The organism is Pseudonocardia humida (genome assembly GCF_023898865.1).
Taxonomy (GTDB): Bacteria; Actinomycetota; Actinomycetes; order Mycobacteriales; family Pseudonocardiaceae; genus Pseudonocardia; species Pseudonocardia humida.
In genome coordinates this window covers 14,416-32,160 of the sequence record NZ_JAGSOV010000074.1, presented here as the reverse complement: position 1 = coordinate 32,160, position 17,745 = coordinate 14,416, and the positions used below count along the sequence as shown (strand labels likewise).

The window sequence follows — 17,745 nt, the reverse complement described above, 5'->3', positions numbered from 1 at the left end:
CGTAGCGACGGCGCCCGCGGTACCCGCTCAGGGGCGACCCCCGTCAGGACGACGGCGCGCTGACCTGCCAGTACGTCCGCCAGGCCGCCGAGTCCATGGCGTGCGGGTCGACGCCGTCGGCGTGCGCGGCCTTCTCGGCGGCCCGGACGGCGTCGGCGAAGCGGCGGGCGGCCCCGCGCAGCTCGGCCTCCGGGTCGATGCCGGCCAACCGGGCCGCGGCGGCCAGCGCGAACAGCCGCTCCCCCACCTGGGGGCCGACCGGCAGCAGGTCGGCGGGCAGCCCGGCGCGGGCCGTGCGGCTGGTCAGCTTGGCGGCCAGCGCGACCGCGGGCTGGCCGAGCGGCACGCCGTCCACGCTGGACTCGCGACTCTTCTCGGCCCGCTTGAGCTCCTCCCAGCGGTGCTCCTGGCGCTCGGCCGTGTCGACCACCTCGCTGCCCGCGAAGACGTGCGGGTGCCTGCCGACGAGCTTGGCCACCAGGTCGGCGGCCACGTCGTCGACGGTGAACGGGGCGTCCGGGTGCTCGGCGGCGATCCGGGCGTGGAACAGGACCTGCAGCAGGACGTCGCCCAGCTCCTCGCGGGTGGCGTCGCGGTCGCCGTCCTCGACGGCCTGGTAGAGCTCGTAGCACTCCTCGACCAGGTACTGCAGCAGGGACGTGTGGGTCTGCTCGGCGTCCCACGGGCAGCCGCCGGGCGAGCGCAGCCGGTCCATCACGGCCACCGCGTCCAGCAGCGCCGACCCGGCCGGCGCGGGCGCGGCCAGCACCCGCTCGGCGGTGGCCGCGTCGGGGTGGTGGGGGTCGCTGGTCAGCAGGACCTCGAACGGCTCGCCGTCGACCCGGCGCACGGCGCCCAGCTCGGCGAGCACGTCGTCGGGGAGCGTGGCGTCGGCGTGCACGACGGCGGCCGAGCGCAGCGCGGGCACCGCGGCGGCCGGCACGGCCCCCGGGTACCGCGCGGGGAGGACGACGAGGGTGCCCGGCACCGCCGGCTCAGCCCGCGGCCGGCGCGTTCGGCAGCAGGATCTCGCCGGAGACGTCCTCCTCGGCGACCACCTGCAGGCTGATCGGGTCCCACACGCCGTAGCGCGGGTTCACCGTGACGCCGACCTCGTCGGCCACCGGCTGCAGCAGGCGGTAGCCGATGCCGACCAGGTCGGACTGGCTGAGCGCGCTGACCGCCTCCGGCGGCGTCTGCACGTCGGTGCGGCTCTCGGTCACCCGCAGCACGATCCAGGTGGCGCGGCCCGGGTCGGGCTGGAAGGCCGCCACCCCGCCGGCCGGCGTGCTGAACAGCACCGTCGCGGCCGCCTCGGGCGCGGTGACGGCCTGGTAGGTCTGGCCGCGGGCGGCGGTGTCCGGGTTGGCGAACAGGGCCTCGGCGGCCGGGCCGCCGGCGAGCAGCGTCCGCGCCGTGCGGTCGGCCTCCTCGCGGGAGGTGGCCGCGACCAGGTCGGCGGTGACCGACAGCCCGCCGACGACGTCGCGGGCCATCTCCGCGGCCAGCAGCTGGTCGCGGACGCGCTCGCGCAGCCCGGCCTCGTCGAGGAAGGTGTTCTCCAGGATGGAGGCGGCGCCGCCCTGGTCGGCCAGCGACGAGTCGACCTGCTGCTCGGTGACCGTGACGCGGCGCTCGGCGGCCTCCCGGGTGACCAGCTCGTGCAGGACCTGCTGGGTGACCAGCCCGCGGGCGATGTCGTCGGGCCCGCGCCCGTCGGCGCCGAGGCGCGCCATCTGGTCGGGCTTGTCCAACGCCGCCTGCATCTGGCTCTGCACGGTCTCCAACGGCACGGACCGATCGCCGACGACCGCTGCGGACCCGGGCTGCCCGAGGCCGCTGCACCCGGTCGCCACCGCTCCCGCTGCCGTCACGGCCACGATGACCCGCACAACCTGCCTACGCACGCCGAACACCCTCTCACGTCGTCGGATCCGGCGGTCCGAGGGTCGCAGTTGAACATTCACCCGTCGTGTGGGGTGTTCACCCGACACGGCGGCGACCGGACCCGCCGTAACTTCTTGACTCGCCCCGCCAGCGCGCAACGGGGTGCGGCCGGTGTTCTGGAGGGGAGCCGGCCGCACCCCGGTGCCGCGCGCGGGGCGAATCAGCGTTCGCCCCGACCGTCGCCGCGGTCGTCGAAGTCCTCGAGGTCCACGATGCCGTCCTGCAACGCGCGGATCATCAGCGCGGACTTCGACGTGGCCGGGCGGCCCGTGTCGGCGTACTTCATGCGGACGCGCTCGATGTGCGTGTCCACGGTCTTCACCGAGATGTGCAGCTTGCGCGCCACCAGTTGCTTGGACTCGCACTCGAACCAGGCGATCAGGACCTCGCGCTCGCGCTCGCTGAGCACGGGTCGCCCGGGTCTTCGGTCGCCTGCGAGGACGCCGCTGAGCACCGGGCCGGTGTACGTGCCGCCCGCCGCGACGGCGTGGATGGCCGGCACCAGGTGCTCGTCGCCCTCGAACTTGGTCAGGTACGTGGCCACGCCCAGCTCCACACAGCGCAGCACCGTGTCGGCCGAGTCCTCCTGGGAGTACACGACGACCCGGCGCCCCGCCTCGACCAACCGTCGTAACGACGAGAAATCCGGCTGGTTGCCGTAGAGGAGGTCGAACACCACCACGTCGGCACCCGCACCCGCGCCGGCGAACGCCACCGCGGGCCGGTTCCCGCTGTCCACGACCTCGATCGGCGGATCCGCCGCCGCGCACCACCCGCGCACCCCGTCGACGATCGCCGGGTGGTCGTCCACGATCACCACCGTGGGCCCCCTCGGCCCGGCTAGGGGATCAGCCATCTGGCCTCCACCCAGGTCCGACCCCCGTCGACCACGGTCGACGTCCGCACGTGCTCCGCATCCGGCGCACCGCGCACCGGACCACCGACGTCGCCGTCGGTGACCACGCTCACCGTCACATCGCTCCCGGTGCCCCCGACTGTCACGCGGGCCGTCCGCGCGGTCACCAGTAGTACACCGCTGATCGCCTCCACCAACGACCGGCGTACCTCGGGCGGGGGCTCGACGGGCAGCGGGCGGGCGGCGTAGCGGACCTGCACGCCCCGCCGTGCGACCACGTCCACCAGCGACTCCACCTCCGCGGCCAGCGGCGTCGCCCCGTCGCCGTGCTCGCTGAACAGCCTGCGCAGCCGGGCCGCCTCGACGGCCGCGGCCCGCTGCACCACGTGGTCGGATGGCGACAACGCGCCATCGGCGATCCCGCGCAGCAGCGGCAGCGCGGCCTCGCGCAGCGCCGCGTAGCGGGCCTTCCGGTCGGCGTGCACCTCCCGCGCGATGGCCTCCTGGGTGGCCACCTCGGCCTGGGCCACCGCGACCTCGGTGGCGCGGTCGGCCATCCCCCGCAGCACCAGCGTCGCCGCCATCAGCGCGAACTGGAACGAGCCGACGCCCAGGGCCACGGTGGCCAGCGTGACCGCCTCGTCGGCCAGCACGCCGCGCCAGGCCAGCAGCACCGCGGTGACCGCGACGTGCAGCACGACGAACGCCACCACGTGCCGGACGCGGTGGTCGACGAAGATCACCAGGCCGAACCAGCCGACCACGCCGAAGGTGTAGTGGGCCGGGCCCAGCAGCTCCGCGGTGGGCAGCGACGCCGCCGCGGCGGTCGACACGGCCAGCACGAAGAGCGCGCCGGGCCAGGCCGCCCGCCCCCAGAACCGGTGCCGCACCCCCAGCACGACGTCGACCGCGGCCACCGCGACCAGCAGGCCGTACCAGAGCCAGCCGAGCCACTGCGGCGAGTACGCGGCCTGGCTGCCCAGCAGGCTGGGCAGGTCGAGCAGCAGCAGGATCGCGACCAGGATCATCGACTGCGCCTCGCGCACCCCGCGCAGCAGCAGCCGGCCCAGCGGTTGGTCAGCCACGCGACCACCCCAGCTCCACCACGGTGCCCGAGCCGGGCGCGGAGCGGATGTCGGCCGAGCCGCCGACCCGGGCCATCCGCTCGCGGATCGACAGCACGAGGCCGTGCCGGGACCGCGGCACCGCGGAGGGCGCGAAGCCCGCCCCACGGTCGCTGACCGTCACGACCAGCCGGTCGACGACGCCGGTGAGAGCCAGGGCGGCACGGCCGGTGCCGGCGTGGCGCCGGACGTTCTCCAGCGCCTCCCCGACCGCCCCCTCGACCGCCTGGCCGACCGGACCCGGCACCAGCACCGGCCCGTCCACCGGGAGGTCGAGCGCCACCTCGACCTTCGCCCGCCCGGCCACCCCGGCCAGCGCCGCGACGAGGTCGCACCACTCGTCGGGCTCGGCCGGCCCGCCGTCGAGGGTCGCGATGTCGCGCCGGAGCTGGTCGGCCAGCCACGGCTCGTCGCCGCGGACCTCGCCGAGCCCGACCATCAGCAGCGTGCTGGCCGCCGTGTCGTGCACCGTCGACCAGTGCAGGCGCTGGTCGGAGCGGCGGGCGGCGGCGGTCTCGGCCTGCCGCTCCTGGGCGAAGCCGCGCGCCATGACCTCGTCGGCGATCCGCGCCCCGCGCTGCACCAGCCGCCACAGCAGCCGGGAGAGCAGCGCCTCGACGACCGTCCAGACGCCACCGGCCAGCAGCGCGGCGCCCAGCCCGATGCCCGGGCTCAGCGCGGCCCCGACCACCAGCGCGACCCCGATCGCCCCGGCGCAGAGCAGCCCCGAGCGGACCGGGAAGTGCCACTGCATGGCGACCGCCCCGAACGAGACCACCGGCGTGACCCAGCCGGCCAGCTGCAGGGTCAGGTCGGGGTCGACCAGCAGCGGCTGGGCCAGCGCCAGCGCGCACAGCACGCCGACGTCGATGCCGCACAGCACGGGGTTCGGGTCGGTGCGCGTCCGCCAGCCGTACCACAGGCTCCACGCCGCGAAGCACGCCGAGACGGCCACGCACGCGGCCACCCCGATCGGCGGCCCGGCGAACGGCGCGATCAGCGCCCCGAGCACCCCGACCACCGCCCGGCCCAGGCCGGCGTAGCTCTGCGCGGACCGGTGCAGGAACTCCGCCGTCGCCCGCGGCTCACCGGCCCCGGCCGGCCGGATCAGCCCGGCCAGCACGCTGCGCGGCGTCGGCCGCCGGTGCGGGACGGGGTGCTCGGTCACCGCACTCCCAGAGGTCGGGGCCGCCGGGCGGCCGCTGCCCGCGGGGTCTCGTGGCCGCTCCGGCGAGCGGCTCGAGGAGGCTACACCCGACCGGCCGCCGCCGGTGCCTGCCGCGGGACCAGCAGGTCGGTCAGCAGCTTCGCGCACCAGTCCAGCAGGGCGACGTCGCGCAGCGGGGCCCCGCCGATGCGCCCGCCCTCCACCGGCTTGGGCACGAGCACCGCCCGGGCCGCCGGCTTGTATGCGGCCTTCGGGTGCAGCCGCTTGAGCCGCATCTGGGCCGAGTCGGGCAGCTCGACCGGGCCGATCCGGATCTGGTTGCCCGCCGCGGCCACCTCGGCCACGCCCAGCGCCCGGCAGTTCTGCCGGAACGCCGCCACCGCCAGCAGGTTGCGCACCGCGGCGGGCGGCTCGCCGTAGCGGTCGGTCAGCTCGTCGACGATCGCGTCCAGCGCCGCCTGGTCGGGCGCCTCGGCGATCTTGCGGTAGACCTCCAGGCGCAGCCGCTCGCCGGTGACGTAGTCGTGCGGGACGTGCGCGTCGATCGGCAGGTCGACGCGGACCTCGGTCAGCGCCTCCTCGGTCTCGCCCTCCCCCGCCCCGGCCTGCTGGCGGAACGCCGCGACCGCCTCGCCGACGAGCCGGATGTAGAGGTCGAAGCCGACGCCGGCGATGTGCCCGGACTGCTCGGCGCCCAGGATGTTGCCCGCGCCGCGGATCTCCAGGTCCTTCATCGCCACCGCGGCGCCCGCGCCCAGCTCGGAGTGCTGGGCGATGGTGGCCAGCCGGTCGTGCGCGGTCTCGGTGAGCGGGTGCTCCGGGGGGAACAGGAAGTAGGCGTAGCCGCGCTCGCGGCCGCGCCCGACCCGCCCGCGCAACTGGTGCAGCTGCGACAGGCCCAGGGTGTCCGAGCGCTCCACGATCAGCGTGTTGGCGTTGGAGATGTCCAGCCCGTTCTCCACGATCGTCGTGCAGACCAGCACGTCGTACTCGTTGTGCCAGAACCCGTTGACCGTGCGCTCCAGCACCTCCTCGTTCATCTGGCCGTGCGCCACCGCCACCCGCGCCTCCGGCACCAGCTCGCGGATCCTGCGCGCCGCCCGGTCGATGGTCGACACCCGGTTGTGCACGTAGAACACCTGGCCGTCGCGCAGCAGCTCGCGCCGGATGGAGGCGGTCACCTGCTTCTCGTCGTAGGCGCCGACGTAGGTGAGCGTGGGGTGGCGGTCCTCGGGCGGGGTGGTGATCGTGGACAGCTCGCGGATGCCGGCCAGGCTCATCTCCAGCGTGCGCGGGATCGGCGTGGCCGAGAGCGTCAGCACGTCGACGTGGGTGCGCAGCGCGGTGATGTGCTCCTTGTGCTCGACGCCGAAGCGCTGCTCCTCGTCGACGATCACCAGGCCGAGGTCCTTCCAGCGCACGCCGGTCTGCAGCAGCCGATGGGTGCCGACGACGACGTCGACCGAGCCGTCGGCCAACCCGGCGATCGTCTGCTTGGCCTCGGCGGCGTCGGTGAACCGGGACAGCCCCTTGACGGTCACCGGGAACGCCCGCATCCGCTCGGTGAACGTGTCCAGGTGCTGGGTGGCCAGCAGCGTGGTCGGCACCAGCACCGCCACCTGCTTGCCGCCCTGCACCGCCTTGAACGCCGCCCGCACCGCGATCTCGGTCTTGCCGAACCCGACGTCCCCGGAGATCACCCGGTCCATCGGGACCGGGCGCTCCATGTCCGCCTTGACCTCGTCGATCGCCGCGAGCTGGTCGGGCGTCTCGGTGTAGGCGAAGGCGTCCTCCATCTCGCGCTGCCACGGCGTGTCGGGCGGGAAGGCGTGCCCGGGCGCCGACTGCCGGGCGGCGTAGAGCTGCACCAGCTGGGCGGCGATCTGGCGCACGGCCTTGCGGGCCCGGCCCTTGGTCTTGGCCCAGTCGGCGCCGCCGAGCTTGTTCAGCGTCGGGATCTCGCCGCCGACGTAGCGGCTGACCTCGTCGAGGGCGTCGGTGGGCACGAACAGGCGGTCGGCGGGCTGGCCCCGCTTGGAGCTGGCGTACTCCAGCACCAGGTACTCGCGGGTGGCCCCGCCGACGGTGCGCTCGCGCATCTCCACGAACCGGCCGATGCCGTGCTGGCCGTGCACGACGTAGTCGCCGGGCTTGAGCGTGACCAGGTCGACGGCGTTGCGCCGGCGGGTGGGCAGCTTTCGGGTCTCGGTGACGCCGGCCCGGTTGCCGGTCAGGTCGGCCTCGGAGAGCACGACCAGCTCCCCGGCGGTGAACCCGTTGGGGATCCGCCCGCAGGTGACCGTGACCAGGCCCTTGTCGGGCACGTCGGGCAGCGCGTCGGCCAGGGTGGCCGGCACGTCCGCCTCGCGCAGCTGCTCCAGCGACCGCTTCGCGGTGCCCTGCCCGCCGACCACCAGCACCGCGGTGCCGCCCGCCGCGACGTGCGCCCGCAGGTCGACCAGTGCGCGGTCGGTGTCGCCGCGGTAGGACTCGACCTCGTGCACCTCGGGGGCCATGACGTCCTCGCGGCCGGACAGCAGCGGGCTCAGGGTGAGCACCGGGCGCCCGGACGCGACCGCGTGCTCGAGCACCTCGGCGAGGTCGCGGTAGGCCGAGGCGCCCACGTCGATCGGCGCGGTGGCGTCGTCGGCCATGCCGGCGGCGAACCAGGACGCGGCCAGGAACTCCTGCCCGGTGCGGACCAGGTCGGCGCTGCGGGTCCGGATGCGCTCCGGGTCGGCCAGCAGCACCAGCGCGCCCGCCGGCAGCAGGTCGGTGAGCAGCTGCAGCTCGCCGTCGACGAGCGCCGGGACGAGCGACTCCATGCCCTCCGCGGGCATTCCCTCGGCCAGGTGCTCGAGCAGCTCGCGCAGCTGCGGGTTGTTCTCGTAGCGGCGGGCCAGCGCGGCGGCCCGGTCGCGCACCTCGGTGGTCAGCAGCAGCTCCCGGCACCCGGGCGCCAGCAGCTCCTCGACCGGCCCGACCGAGCGCTGGTCGGCCACCGAGAACGAGCGCAGCTCGCTGACCTCGTCGCCCCAGAACTCGACGCGCACCGGGTGGTCGGCCGTCGGCGCGAAGACGTCGACGATGCCGCCGCGCACCGCGAACTCGCCGCGCGCGGTGACCATCTCGACCCGCGTGTAGGCCAGCTCGACCAGCCGCACCAGCAGCTCGTCGAAGTCGTGGGTGTCGCCGACGCGCAACCGCACCGGCTCCAGCGCCCCCAACCCCGGCGCGATCGGCTGGATCAGGCTGCGCGCGGCCGCGACCACGACCCGCGGCGCCGCCGCCGGGTCCGACAGCCGCCGGAAGATCGACAGCCGCCTGCCCACCGTGTCGGGCCGGGGCGAGAGCCGCTCGTGCGGCAGCGTCTCCCAGCTCGGCAGCACCGCGACGGCGTCGGGCCCGAGCAGCTCGACCGCGGCCGCCCCCAGGTCCTCCGCCTCCCGGTCGGTGGCCGTGACGGCCAGGACCGTGCGATCGGCCCCCTCGGCCGACCCGAGCCCCGCCGCCAGGAACGGGCGCAGCGCCGAGGGCCCTTCGACCTGCAGGGAAGGCACACCCACGGGCCGGACATCGCGAGCGGCGTCGACGACGGAGCGGATACCGGAGTCGAACAGGACGGAACGGAGCAGACCGGACAGCTTGGCCACGATGCGGGAATCCCCCCGGGCAGATGAGCGCACGCAGAACAGACCACTGCCCGTCGAAGTGCCCGGGCGCGGCCTCGCAACCAGCCTACGCCCGACGGTGCCACCTCACCGCACGTGCACCTGCGAGCACATCGGTACGCACGTCCGGGTGACGCGCGCGACCGGCGTCGCGCTCGCGGACGGCGCTCCCATCGCGCCTCCTGCTCAGGGCACCCGCCCATCCCGCGACCACCTCGCCCACCGCACGGCCGACCGGTGGCTGCGCCAGGCACGACCGGTACGAGGCGCTGCTGGTCAGCACGCTCCCTCTCCACGAGCGAACGCTCGTGGGGTCGGTCCGCCGGTGCCCGCGAGCCCGCGTTTGCCGACCAGCACGTTGAGCCGCCCGTGCCGGGCGGCGACCGCCTCGGCCATGGCCCCGACCTCCGGCTCGCCGGCCAACGCGGACCCGGCCGGGCAGCAGGTCGGCCAACCGACCGAGCTGTTCATCGGTCGCGGCGTGACCTGGTCGTGACCGGCGCACCGGGCCTGTCGCCGCGGTCCGTGGGCTCCCGCCCCATCACCCGGCCTCGGCCAGCTGATCCCGGAGGAACTCGACCGTCGTGGCGAGCGCGACGCGGCCCTCCTCGGTGCCGAGGTCGAACTGGTACTCGTGCGGCAGCGCCGGTTCGTGGTCCACCGGATGGAACAGCGAGGTCGTTCGCACACCGAGCGAGCGCAGCTTGTCGGCGAACGGTTCGGACTGCGCTTCGGTGAGGGGGTCACCGTTGCCGCCGCTGATGAAGGTGGGCGGGAAGTCCGCCGTCACGTGGTGGTAGGGCGACATCTGCCGGATCACCGGATCGGAGAAGTCGCGCGTTCCCGCGTACGCCCAGGTCGCGACGTCGTTGCCCCATCCCACCAGCCTGGGCAGCGTCGGCGACGGATGGGTGAGGCGCTCCATCCGGTAGATGCCGCAGTTGAGTACGACCCCGCACAGCTGCGCCGGACTCAGCGACGGAACGATCCCCACCTCCGCGGCGTGCGCCGGATTGGTGATCAGGGCGGCCAGTTGGCTCGACAACTGGGCACCCGCCGAGTCCCCGGCGAGGAACACCGTGCCGGTGTCGGCATGAAACCGCTCGGCGTTCTCCACGACGTAGGCGTGCGCCCGGTTGAGCTGGTGGAGCTGGGCCGGATACGGTTTCCTGGGCGCCAGCGTGTAGTTCGGGGCCACCACCGTGAAGCCCTGCGCGGCCAGCAGTTCGAAGTACGGGGCGGCGTCGTCCTTGCTGCCGGACAACCAGGCACCACCGTGCGTCCACACGATGACCGGCAGCCGTGCACCGGCCGGGGCCGCCGCCGGGAAGTACACGTCGAGCAGCGCGTCCTCGTCCCCGACCCGGTACTGCTGGTCCGTGATCCGCTGGACGTCCGTCGCCGGCGCGTGCCCCGCCATCGCGGCTGTGACCCGTGCGTTGTTGGCCTCGAAGACGGCCCGGATGACCAGCGCACCCGGCCATGGGCTCAGGCGGAACGCGGCCAGCACACCGGTGGCCGACACGACCGGCACGACGAGCCGCCAGAACCGGCGACCGCGGTGAAACCTCACCTGACCGCCCGCCGCCATCGGTTCCCCCCTCGCCGATGCGGCCACTCGCCGCTCCCCCGCTACCGCCGTCCACGCTATGCGGGCACACGGTGCGTCGACCGACGATCTCGGCGATTGTCGGCACTGAGCACCCGAACGAGTCGGGTCGTGCACCGGGCCGTCGGTCTGCTCGACCGTGGCGAGCGGTCGGCTTCCGTCCCACCCCTCCGGACGAGAGTGGCTCTCGTTCGACCAGGCGTCACCGCCCCAGGTGGTCGGCGAGGAAGGCGAGTGCGGCGACCGCCTCGGCGGCCCAGTAGCCGTTGTCGTGGCAGCCGGGGGTGATGCCGCCGGCGGGGGTGGGGTGCACGGCGTCGCGGTAGCGGCGGGTCGCCTCGGTGAAGGCGTCGTTGTCGCCGCACGCGACGCGCAGCGGGGTGGTCGAGACGCCCGGGTCGGCCAGCAGGTCGCCCCACCGGGCGAAGTCGGCGGGGCCGTCGAAGGAGCCTTGGCCGGTCGCGGCGGGGGAGGCGAACAGGGCCGGGCTGGCCGCGGCCGCGGCGGCGACTCGGACCCCGCCCAGGGCGCCCCGTTCGGACTCCCGCGCCAGCAGCAGCGCCCCGTAGCCGCCCATTGACCAGCCCCACGCGCCGATCCGGTCGGCGGCGAGCCCCAGCGCCCCCAGCGCCGGGAGCACCTCGTGCACGAGCATGCCCAGGGGGTCGTCGCCGGAGGCGCGGGGGTGCCAGTAGGCGATGTCGCCGTCGGCGGAGGCCAGCGCGAACGGCCGCCCGCCCCCGGCGACGTGCCGGGCCAGCACGTGGTGCAGGCCGAGCTCGTCGAAGGCCGAGCGGGCCGTCCCGCCCCGCCCGTGCAGGACCAGGACGACCGGCAGCCCGGCCGTCGGCGCGCCCGGCGGCAGGGCCAGCGCCCACGGCACGTCCCGGCCACGGAACCGCGACGGCAGCAGCGCGCTGCGGACCTCCGGGCCGGGCCCGTCGGGGGGCGGGGCGGGGCCGGCGCAGCGGCCGAGCGCCTCGCCCGGCTCGACCCGCCCGGGCACCCGGCCCAGCTCGACGGCCGCGAACCCGCCGGCGAGCGCGCCGACCGCGACCCCGGCCCCGCCCAGCAGGACCTTGCGTCGGGAGACCACGGCCCCACCCTGGCACCCCGGTCAGGCGTCGCGCCGGTTGACCACCACGATCGCCGCGACCAGCAGCGCGGCGGCCAGCCCGGTCACGTAGGCCAGCGAGCCCACCGGGCTGAACGGGAGGTCCCCGCCGCCCGCCGTCATGGCGTTGCCGGCGTTGACGAACGGCAGCCACGGCTGCACCGCGGGACCGAACCCCGGGATGAACGAGACGAGCTGCTCGCCCATCAGCGGCCACACGAGCACGATCGACACCGCGGCCGCGGTGTGCCGCACCAGGATCCCCACCGCCAGCGCGAGCACGGCGCAGGCCGCGAACACCGGCGCCGGGCTGAGCACGACCCACCAGTCGTCGGAGGTGCGCAGCGCGGTGTCGGAGAGCGGGTCGAGCAGCCACATCGCCGCCCACGCCCCGAGGGACGCGACCAGCCCGATCACGCCGCTCACCACCGCCACCACGACGGTCTTGGCCAGCACGGCCGCGGTCCGGTTCGGCACGGCCTCGAACGTCATCCGGATCGTGGAGTAGCGGTACTCGGTGGTCACCGACACCGCCGCCAGCACGAGCACCAGCATCAACCCGAACAGCAGGAACGGGTTCGAGCCGCCCGGTGCGTCCGCCATCCCGCCGGGTTCGACCAGGACCAGCAGCCCGGTCAGCCCGATCACCCCGGCCACGGCCAGCCCCGCGCACCACCACGGCGAGCGCACCGAGGCCAGCTTGATCCGCTCGGCCGCGATGAGCCCCGCCGCACTCATGCCGGAACCCCCGCCCCGGTCGAGGCGTACTCCACGTCCTGCTTGGTGATCTCCATGAACGCCTCCTCCAGCGAGCCGCGGCGCAGCGTCAGCTCGTGCAGCACGAGCCCCGCCGCCCCCACGGCCTCCCCCACCCGCTCGGTCGTCCCGCCGGTGACCAGCAGCCCCGCCTGCTCCTCGGCGACCTCGAAGCCCGCCGCCCGCAGGGCCGCGGCGATGGCGTCCGGGCGCGGGCCGCGGACGAGGACGTCGGCCCCGCTGTCGACGAACTGCGCCGTCGGGCCCTGGGCGACCAGCCGCCCGCGCCCGATCACCACCAGCTCGGTCGCCGTCAGCGCCATCTCCGAGAGCAGGTGGCTGGACACCAGGACCGTGCGGCCCTCGGCGGCCAGCCGCTGCATCAGCCGGCGGATCCACAGGATGCCCTCCGGGTCGAGCCCGTTGACCGGCTCGTCGAACAGCAGGACCTGCGGGTCGCCGAGCAGTGCCGCGGCGATGCCCAACCGCTGGGACATGCCCAGCGAGAACGCGCCGGCCCGCTTGCCGGCCACCGCCGTCAGCCCGACGGTGTCCAGCACCTCGTCCACCCGCCCGGCCGGCAGCCCGTTGGCCCGGGCCAGCCAGCGCAGGTGCGAGCGCGCCGACCGGTTGGGGTGCACCCACTTGGCGTCCAGCAGCGCGCCGACCGTGCGCAGCGGGTCGCGCAGCTCGGCGTAGCGCTTGCCGGCCACCCGTGCCTCGCCCGCGTCGGGCCGGTCCAGGCCCAGGACCATCCGCATGGTCGTCGACTTGCCGGACCCGTTGGGCCCCAGGAAGCCGGTCACGGTGCCCGGTCGCACGTCGAACGTCAGGTCGTCGACGGCGGTGGTGCGGCCGTACCGCTTCGTGAGGCCTCTGACCTCGATCACATCGGCCCTCCTTGTCGTCGAGCCGATCACACCGCGCGAGGGGGTAGACGGGATCCGGGAATCACCCCCAGCCGCCCCTGAGCCCGAACGCCGGTGTCCCCGGCCTTGTTGCGAGGCGGACGTCAGGGCATGCTGACTGAAACAGTTGTTTCAGTCAGCCGATGGGGAGGAGCGAGGATGTCCGGACGAGCGGTGGGGGACGCGCGCGGCGACGGCCGGGTGCGCATCCGCGAGCTGGGCGCGCCCGGCGACCTGGGCTGGGTGGTGATGGCGCACGGCGAGGTCTACGCCGCGGAGTTCGGCTGGGATCCCTCATTCGAGGCGCTGGTGGCGCGCATCGTGGCCGACTACGCGGCTGACGACGACACCGCGGGGCGGGCGGCGTGGATCGCCGAGGTCGACGGGGTGCGCCGGGGGTGCGTCTTCTGCGTGCCCGACGAGGACGCCGACGGACCCACGGCGAAGCTGCGGATCCTGCTCGTCGACCCGGCGGCCCGCGGCCTCGGCCTCGGCGACCGGCTGGTGTCGACCTGCCTCGAGTTCGCCGCGGCCGCCGGCTACCGGCGGATCACGCTGTGGACCAACGACGTGCTGGCCGCCGCCCGCCGGATCTACCAGGCCCACGGCTTCCGGCTCGTCGACTCCGAGCCGCACCGCAGCTTCGGCCACGACCTCGTGGGGCAGAACTGGGTGCTGGACCTGCCGGCCGCGCGGGCAGGCGCCGGAGCCGCGCGGTGATCGCGCGGGTCTGGAGCGCGAGCGCGACGGCCGAGGGCGCCGACCGGTACCGGGAGCACTTCACCGGGACCGTCCTGCCCCAGCTGCACGGGCTCGACGGCTTCCTGGGGGCCGAGCTGATGGAGGACGGCACCGGCGACCGCACGCACCTGCTGGTCGTCACCCGGTGGGAGACGCGCGCGGCCATCGAGCGCTTCGCGGGCGATGAACCCGGCCGCGCGGTCGTGGAGCCCGCGGCCGAGGCCGCGCTGATCGACTTCGCCACGACCGTGCGGCACTACGAGGTCACCGTGCGGGCGTCGGGCACCGACCGCACCCGCTGACGGCGGCGGTGCGGCGGGGTCCAGGAAGGTGGCCTTCCTGAACCTCCACCGCAACGACGGCCCCGGCCTCAGGCGGGGCGCGGCGGCAGCGCCGGACGCACCCGGGACGGCCGGGTCGCCGGGTCCGGCGGCCGGGCCGCCGGGCGCTCCTCCAGCGCGGCCATGGCCATCTCGATCGCCCGCTCCAGCTGCGGGTCGGCGCCCGCGACCCAGTCCTGCGGGCGCACCACCACCTCCACGTCCGGGTCGACGCCGTGGTTCTCCACGTCCCACCCGGTGTCGTCGAACCAGGTGGCGTAGCGGGGCTGGGTGACGCCGGTGCCGTCGACGAGGTCGTAGCGGCTGTCGATGCCGATCACCCCGCCCCACGTGCGCACCCCGACGACCGGGCCGATGCCCAGCCGCTTGATCGCCGCGGTGACGATGTCGCCGTCGGAGCCGGCCATCTCGTCGGCCACCGCGATGACCGGGCCGCGCGGGGCGTCCATCGGGTAGGTCGTGGGCTGGCGGTGCCGCGGGGCGTCCCACCCGATCACCCGGCGGGCCAGCTTCTCCACCACCAGCTGGGAGACGTGCCCGCCACCGTTGCCGCGCACGTCCAGCAGGAGGCCGTCGCGGGAGGTCTCCCGGCCGAGGTCGCGGTGCAGCTGCGCCCACCCCGGCGCCATCATGTCCGGGACGTGCAGGTAGCCGAGGCGGCCGTCGGAGCGGTCGGCGACGAACGCCCGCCGCCCCGCCACCCAGTCCTGGTAGCGCAGCGCGGCCTCGGAGTGCAGCGGGCGCACCACGACGCGGCGGGTCTCCCCGGCGTCGGCGCGGTCCGGGCCCGAGCGCACCGTCAGCTCGACCAGCTCGCCTGCGCGCGAGACCAACAGCGGCGCCGGGCCCCACGCCGGGTCGACCGGCACCCCGCCGACCTCCAGGACCACGTCGCCCGCGCGCACGTCAACCCCCGGCCCGGACAGCGGGCTGCGGGCGGCCGGGGCCGAGGTCTCCGGCGGCAGCACCCGGGTGACCACCCAGCCCTCCTCGGCGGGTTCCAGGTCGGCGCCGAGCAGGCCCGGCCTGCCCGAGGCGTCGCCGTCGCCGCCGCCGCGCACGTAGGCGTGCGAGGTGCCCAGCTCGCCCTGCAGCTCCCAGAGCAGGTCGACGAGGTCGTGGTGGCTGCCGACGGCGTCGACCAGCGGGCGGTAGCGGTCCATCTCGGCCGCCCAGTCGACCCCGGCCATGTCCTCGACCCAGAAGTGGTCGCGCATCAGCCTGCCGGCCTCGTCGAACATCTGGCGCCACTCGCGGGACGGGTCGACGGTGACCACGATCCGGCGGGTGTCGACCACGTACTCGTCGGCGTCGTCGTTCTCCGGCGCGTTCGACCCGGACCGGTCGGTGCGCAGCACCCGCAGCGTCTCCCGGTCGGCGACGACCAGTCGCTGGCCGTCGCCGCTGACCGCGAACCAGGACACCGGGTCGGCGATCACGTCGAGCTTGCGCCGGGTCAGGTCGAAGCGCTCCAGCACCGGCCGCTTCCGGCGCTCGTTCGTCTCGGCCTGCGCGTCGCCCAGCACCCCCGACACCGGCAGCCGGTACCAGAGCAGGCAGTCCTTGCCCGCCTGCATGCCGCTGTAGCGGGCGGCGGCCACCGGGATCGGCACGACCCGCTCGGCCAGGCCGTCGACGTCGACGACGACCTCCGGCGGGTCGTCGGAGCGGCCTTCGGGCGTGGCCACCTCGTCGGGCTTGTCCGCGCCGGCGGCGTCCTCGTCGCCGTCGGTCGGCTCCGGGGCGGGCAGGTCGTCGGGGCCCTCGTCGCCCGGCGAGACGGGCCGCCCGTCCGGGCTGGCCCCGAACGGCGACGGCGTGCGCGCCGCGAGCGGCACCAGGTAGGGCCGCCAGGACACCGGGAACGCCAGGTCGAACGAGTGCTGGTCGTACATCGGGTCGAACGTGCGCCGCGACAGGAACGCCAGGTACTTGCCGTCGGAGGTGAACACCGGGTCGGCGTCGACGAACCGCGGCGCGGTCACCGCGACCAGCGTGTCGTCGGCCAGCCGGGCGATCATGATCCGGGTCAGCCCGGACTCCACCGGATCGCAGTAGGCCAGCCAGGCGCTGTCCGGCGACCACGACAGGTCCGAGACCTCCCCGTCGGCGCCGCGGGCCAGCTCGCGCAGCTCACCGGAGCCGGTGTCGAGCACCAGCAGCCTGCCGTCGTGCGCGGCCAGCGCCACGGCCTTCCCGTCCGGCGACGGCGCCAGCTCCAGCACCCGCCCGACCTCGCCCGCCCCGTACCGGGCGAGGGGGGCCGCGTCCTCGGCGAGCGCGTCGAGCGGGGCGATGCAGACGGCGTCCTCGCCCTCGGCGTCGTCCACCCACACCGCGCGGTCGGGGCCCAGCGGACCGGCCAGCCGCGCCCGCACCCCCGGCTCGGCGAGCAGGGTGCGGGCCGGGCCGTCGCGGTGGGTGAGCCGGTGCACGGTGCCGCGCACCAGCGCCACGCTGGAGCGCCCGGTGCGGTCGGGCTGGGCCCAGCTGAGCTCGTGGGCCGCGTCCACCCGGAACGGCTCGCGGGCCCGCCGCGGGCCGCCGAGGCGGACGTCGAGCCGGCGCGGTGCGCCGCCCGCGTCGAGCGACTCCACCAGGTAGAGCTCGCCCGCCGACTCGTAGACGACGCGCTCGCCGTCGGTGGTGGCGTGGCGGGCGTAGAACGCCGGGGCGCCGTCGCCGCCGTGGTCGGTGTGGCGGCGCAGGTCGGAGCCGTCCAGCGCGAGCGAGTACAGGTTGCCCCAGCCCTCGTGGTCGGACAGGAACGCCACCCGCCGCCCGTCGCCCGAGCCGACCAGCAGCGGCGCGGTGATGTTGCCGTCCAGCTCGGCGGCGAACCGGCGGAACTCCCCCGAACCGTCCGGGTCGAGCCACAGCTTGCCCACGGTGCCGCCGCGGTAGCGCTTCCAGGCCGCGGGCTCGGTCATCACGCTGCTCAGCAGCACGACCGGACCGTCGGCGGACAGCGCCGCCCCCGAGCACGGGCCCAGGTCGAGCCGGCGCGGCACACCCCCGTCGGCCGGGACCGCGTACGCCCAGGCCCGCCCGTGCGCGGCCATCCCGGCGGCGCTCAGCGCCAGCACCTCGCCGTCGGCGGTCCAGCCCAGCGTGCGGGCCCGCGGGTCGCCCCAGTAGGTCAGCCGGCGGGCCCCGCCGCCGTCCAGGTCGGTCACGTACACCTCGGGCACGCCGTGGCGCAACGTCGTCCAGGCCACCCGGGTGCCGTCCGGGGACAGGAACGGGGCCGAGGCCGGGACGTCGTCGGCGGTGAGCCGATAGGCCCGGCCGCCGCTCAGCGGAGCCGTCCACACGTCGTTCTCGGCCACGAAGACGAGCGTGTCGCCGTGCAAGTGGGGGAAGCGGAGGTAGCTGCGGGCCATGGGAGCAGACGGTAGCGACCCCGCGGCGGCCCGATCCCGCCCGGACGGACCCTGCACACGGCGCTCTCACCCGGACCTCGGCAGAATCCCCCCATGCCGCGGCATCGAGCACGACGGGGGGACGGGT

13 protein-coding genes are annotated in these 17,745 nt (G+C 75.4%); 2 read left to right on the top strand and 11 right to left on the bottom strand.

The window, feature by feature from the left end:
- Positions 1-43: 43 nt before the first annotated feature.
- The 10 genes from KDL28_RS33770 to KDL28_RS33725 form a co-directional block, all read right to left on the bottom strand.
- Positions 44-988, bottom strand: coding sequence for a nucleoside triphosphate pyrophosphohydrolase (locus KDL28_RS33770; RefSeq protein WP_252445187.1), 945 nt, complete (start codon positions 986-988; stop codon positions 44-46).
- 7 nt (positions 989-995) lie between these two features.
- On the bottom strand, positions 996-1,892 hold the full coding sequence (locus KDL28_RS33765) for a peptidylprolyl isomerase (RefSeq protein ID WP_308216098.1): 897 nt from the start codon (positions 1,890-1,892) through the stop codon (positions 996-998).
- 215 nt (positions 1,893-2,107) lie between these two features.
- Entirely contained in the window at positions 2,108-2,803 is a 696-nt protein-coding gene (locus KDL28_RS33760) for a LuxR C-terminal-related transcriptional regulator (protein WP_252445185.1), read from the bottom strand.
- Positions 2,788-3,888 (bottom strand): hypothetical protein, encoded by a 1,101-nt coding sequence (locus tag KDL28_RS33755; protein WP_252445183.1) that lies wholly within the window; start codon positions 3,886-3,888, stop codon positions 2,788-2,790. The genes KDL28_RS33760 and KDL28_RS33755 overlap by 16 nt, the downstream gene beginning before the upstream one ends.
- The gene (locus KDL28_RS33750) at positions 3,881-5,095 is read right to left on the bottom strand and encodes a sensor histidine kinase (RefSeq protein WP_252445181.1); all 1,215 of its coding nucleotides are present in this window, start codon (positions 5,093-5,095) and stop codon (positions 3,881-3,883) included. The genes KDL28_RS33755 and KDL28_RS33750 overlap by 8 nt, the downstream gene beginning before the upstream one ends.
- An 80-nt stretch (positions 5,096-5,175) precedes the next feature.
- Complete coding sequence (gene mfd / locus KDL28_RS33745) at positions 5,176-8,739, bottom strand: transcription-repair coupling factor (RefSeq protein WP_252445208.1); 3,564 nt, start codon at positions 8,737-8,739, stop codon at positions 5,176-5,178.
- Between the two features lie 568 nt (positions 8,740-9,307).
- Complete coding sequence (locus KDL28_RS33740; RefSeq protein WP_252445180.1) at positions 9,308-10,384, bottom strand: alpha/beta hydrolase; 1,077 nt, start codon at positions 10,382-10,384, stop codon at positions 9,308-9,310.
- A 193-nt stretch (positions 10,385-10,577) separates the two neighbouring features.
- Positions 10,578-11,471, bottom strand: a complete 894-nt coding sequence (locus KDL28_RS33735; protein ID WP_252445178.1) for an alpha/beta hydrolase-fold protein — start codon at positions 11,469-11,471, stop codon at positions 10,578-10,580.
- A gap of 21 nt (positions 11,472-11,492) precedes the next feature.
- The gene (locus tag KDL28_RS33730) at positions 11,493-12,227 is read right to left on the bottom strand and encodes a hypothetical protein (protein ID WP_252445214.1); all 735 of its coding nucleotides are present in this window, start codon (positions 12,225-12,227) and stop codon (positions 11,493-11,495) included.
- Positions 12,224-13,135 (bottom strand): ABC transporter ATP-binding protein, encoded by a 912-nt coding sequence (locus KDL28_RS33725; protein ID WP_252445176.1) that lies wholly within the window; start codon positions 13,133-13,135, stop codon positions 12,224-12,226. Before KDL28_RS33725 ends, KDL28_RS33730 begins: the two co-directional genes overlap by 4 nt.
- A gap of 177 nt (positions 13,136-13,312) precedes the next feature.
- Here KDL28_RS33725 and KDL28_RS33720 point away from each other — a divergent pair, with 177 nt between their 5' ends.
- Together KDL28_RS33720 and KDL28_RS33715 are read left to right on the top strand one after the other, a co-directional pair.
- Positions 13,313-13,873, top strand: coding sequence for a GNAT family N-acetyltransferase (locus KDL28_RS33720; protein ID WP_252445174.1), 561 nt, complete (start codon positions 13,313-13,315; stop codon positions 13,871-13,873).
- A complete protein-coding gene (locus KDL28_RS33715) occupies positions 13,870-14,196 on the top strand; it encodes an antibiotic biosynthesis monooxygenase (protein WP_252445173.1) in 327 nt (108 codons plus the stop codon). The genes KDL28_RS33720 and KDL28_RS33715 overlap by 4 nt, the downstream gene beginning before the upstream one ends.
- A 68-nt stretch (positions 14,197-14,264) precedes the next feature.
- On the opposite strand, the gene KDL28_RS33710 is transcribed toward KDL28_RS33715, so the two are convergent.
- Positions 14,265-17,618 carry a S41 family peptidase gene (locus tag KDL28_RS33710; RefSeq protein WP_252445171.1) on the bottom strand — a complete coding sequence of 1,118 codons (3,354 nt, stop codon included), beginning with the start codon at positions 17,616-17,618 and terminating at the stop codon, positions 14,265-14,267.
- Positions 17,619-17,745 lie beyond the last annotated feature (127 nt).

Coding starts and splice junctions, on each gene's coding strand:
- KDL28_RS33710 (WP_252445171.1), bottom strand. CDS start 17,618: ATGGCCCGCAGCTACCTCCGCTTCCCCCACTTGCACGGCGACACGCTC.
- KDL28_RS33720 (WP_252445174.1), top strand. CDS start 13,313: ATGTCCGGACGAGCGGTGGGGGACGCGCGCGGCGACGGCCGGGTGCGC.
- KDL28_RS33730 (WP_252445214.1), bottom strand. CDS start 12,227: ATGAGTGCGGCGGGGCTCATCGCGGCCGAGCGGATCAAGCTGGCCTCG.
- KDL28_RS33760 (WP_252445185.1), bottom strand. CDS start 2,803: ATGGCTGATCCCCTAGCCGGGCCGAGGGGGCCCACGGTGGTGATCGTG.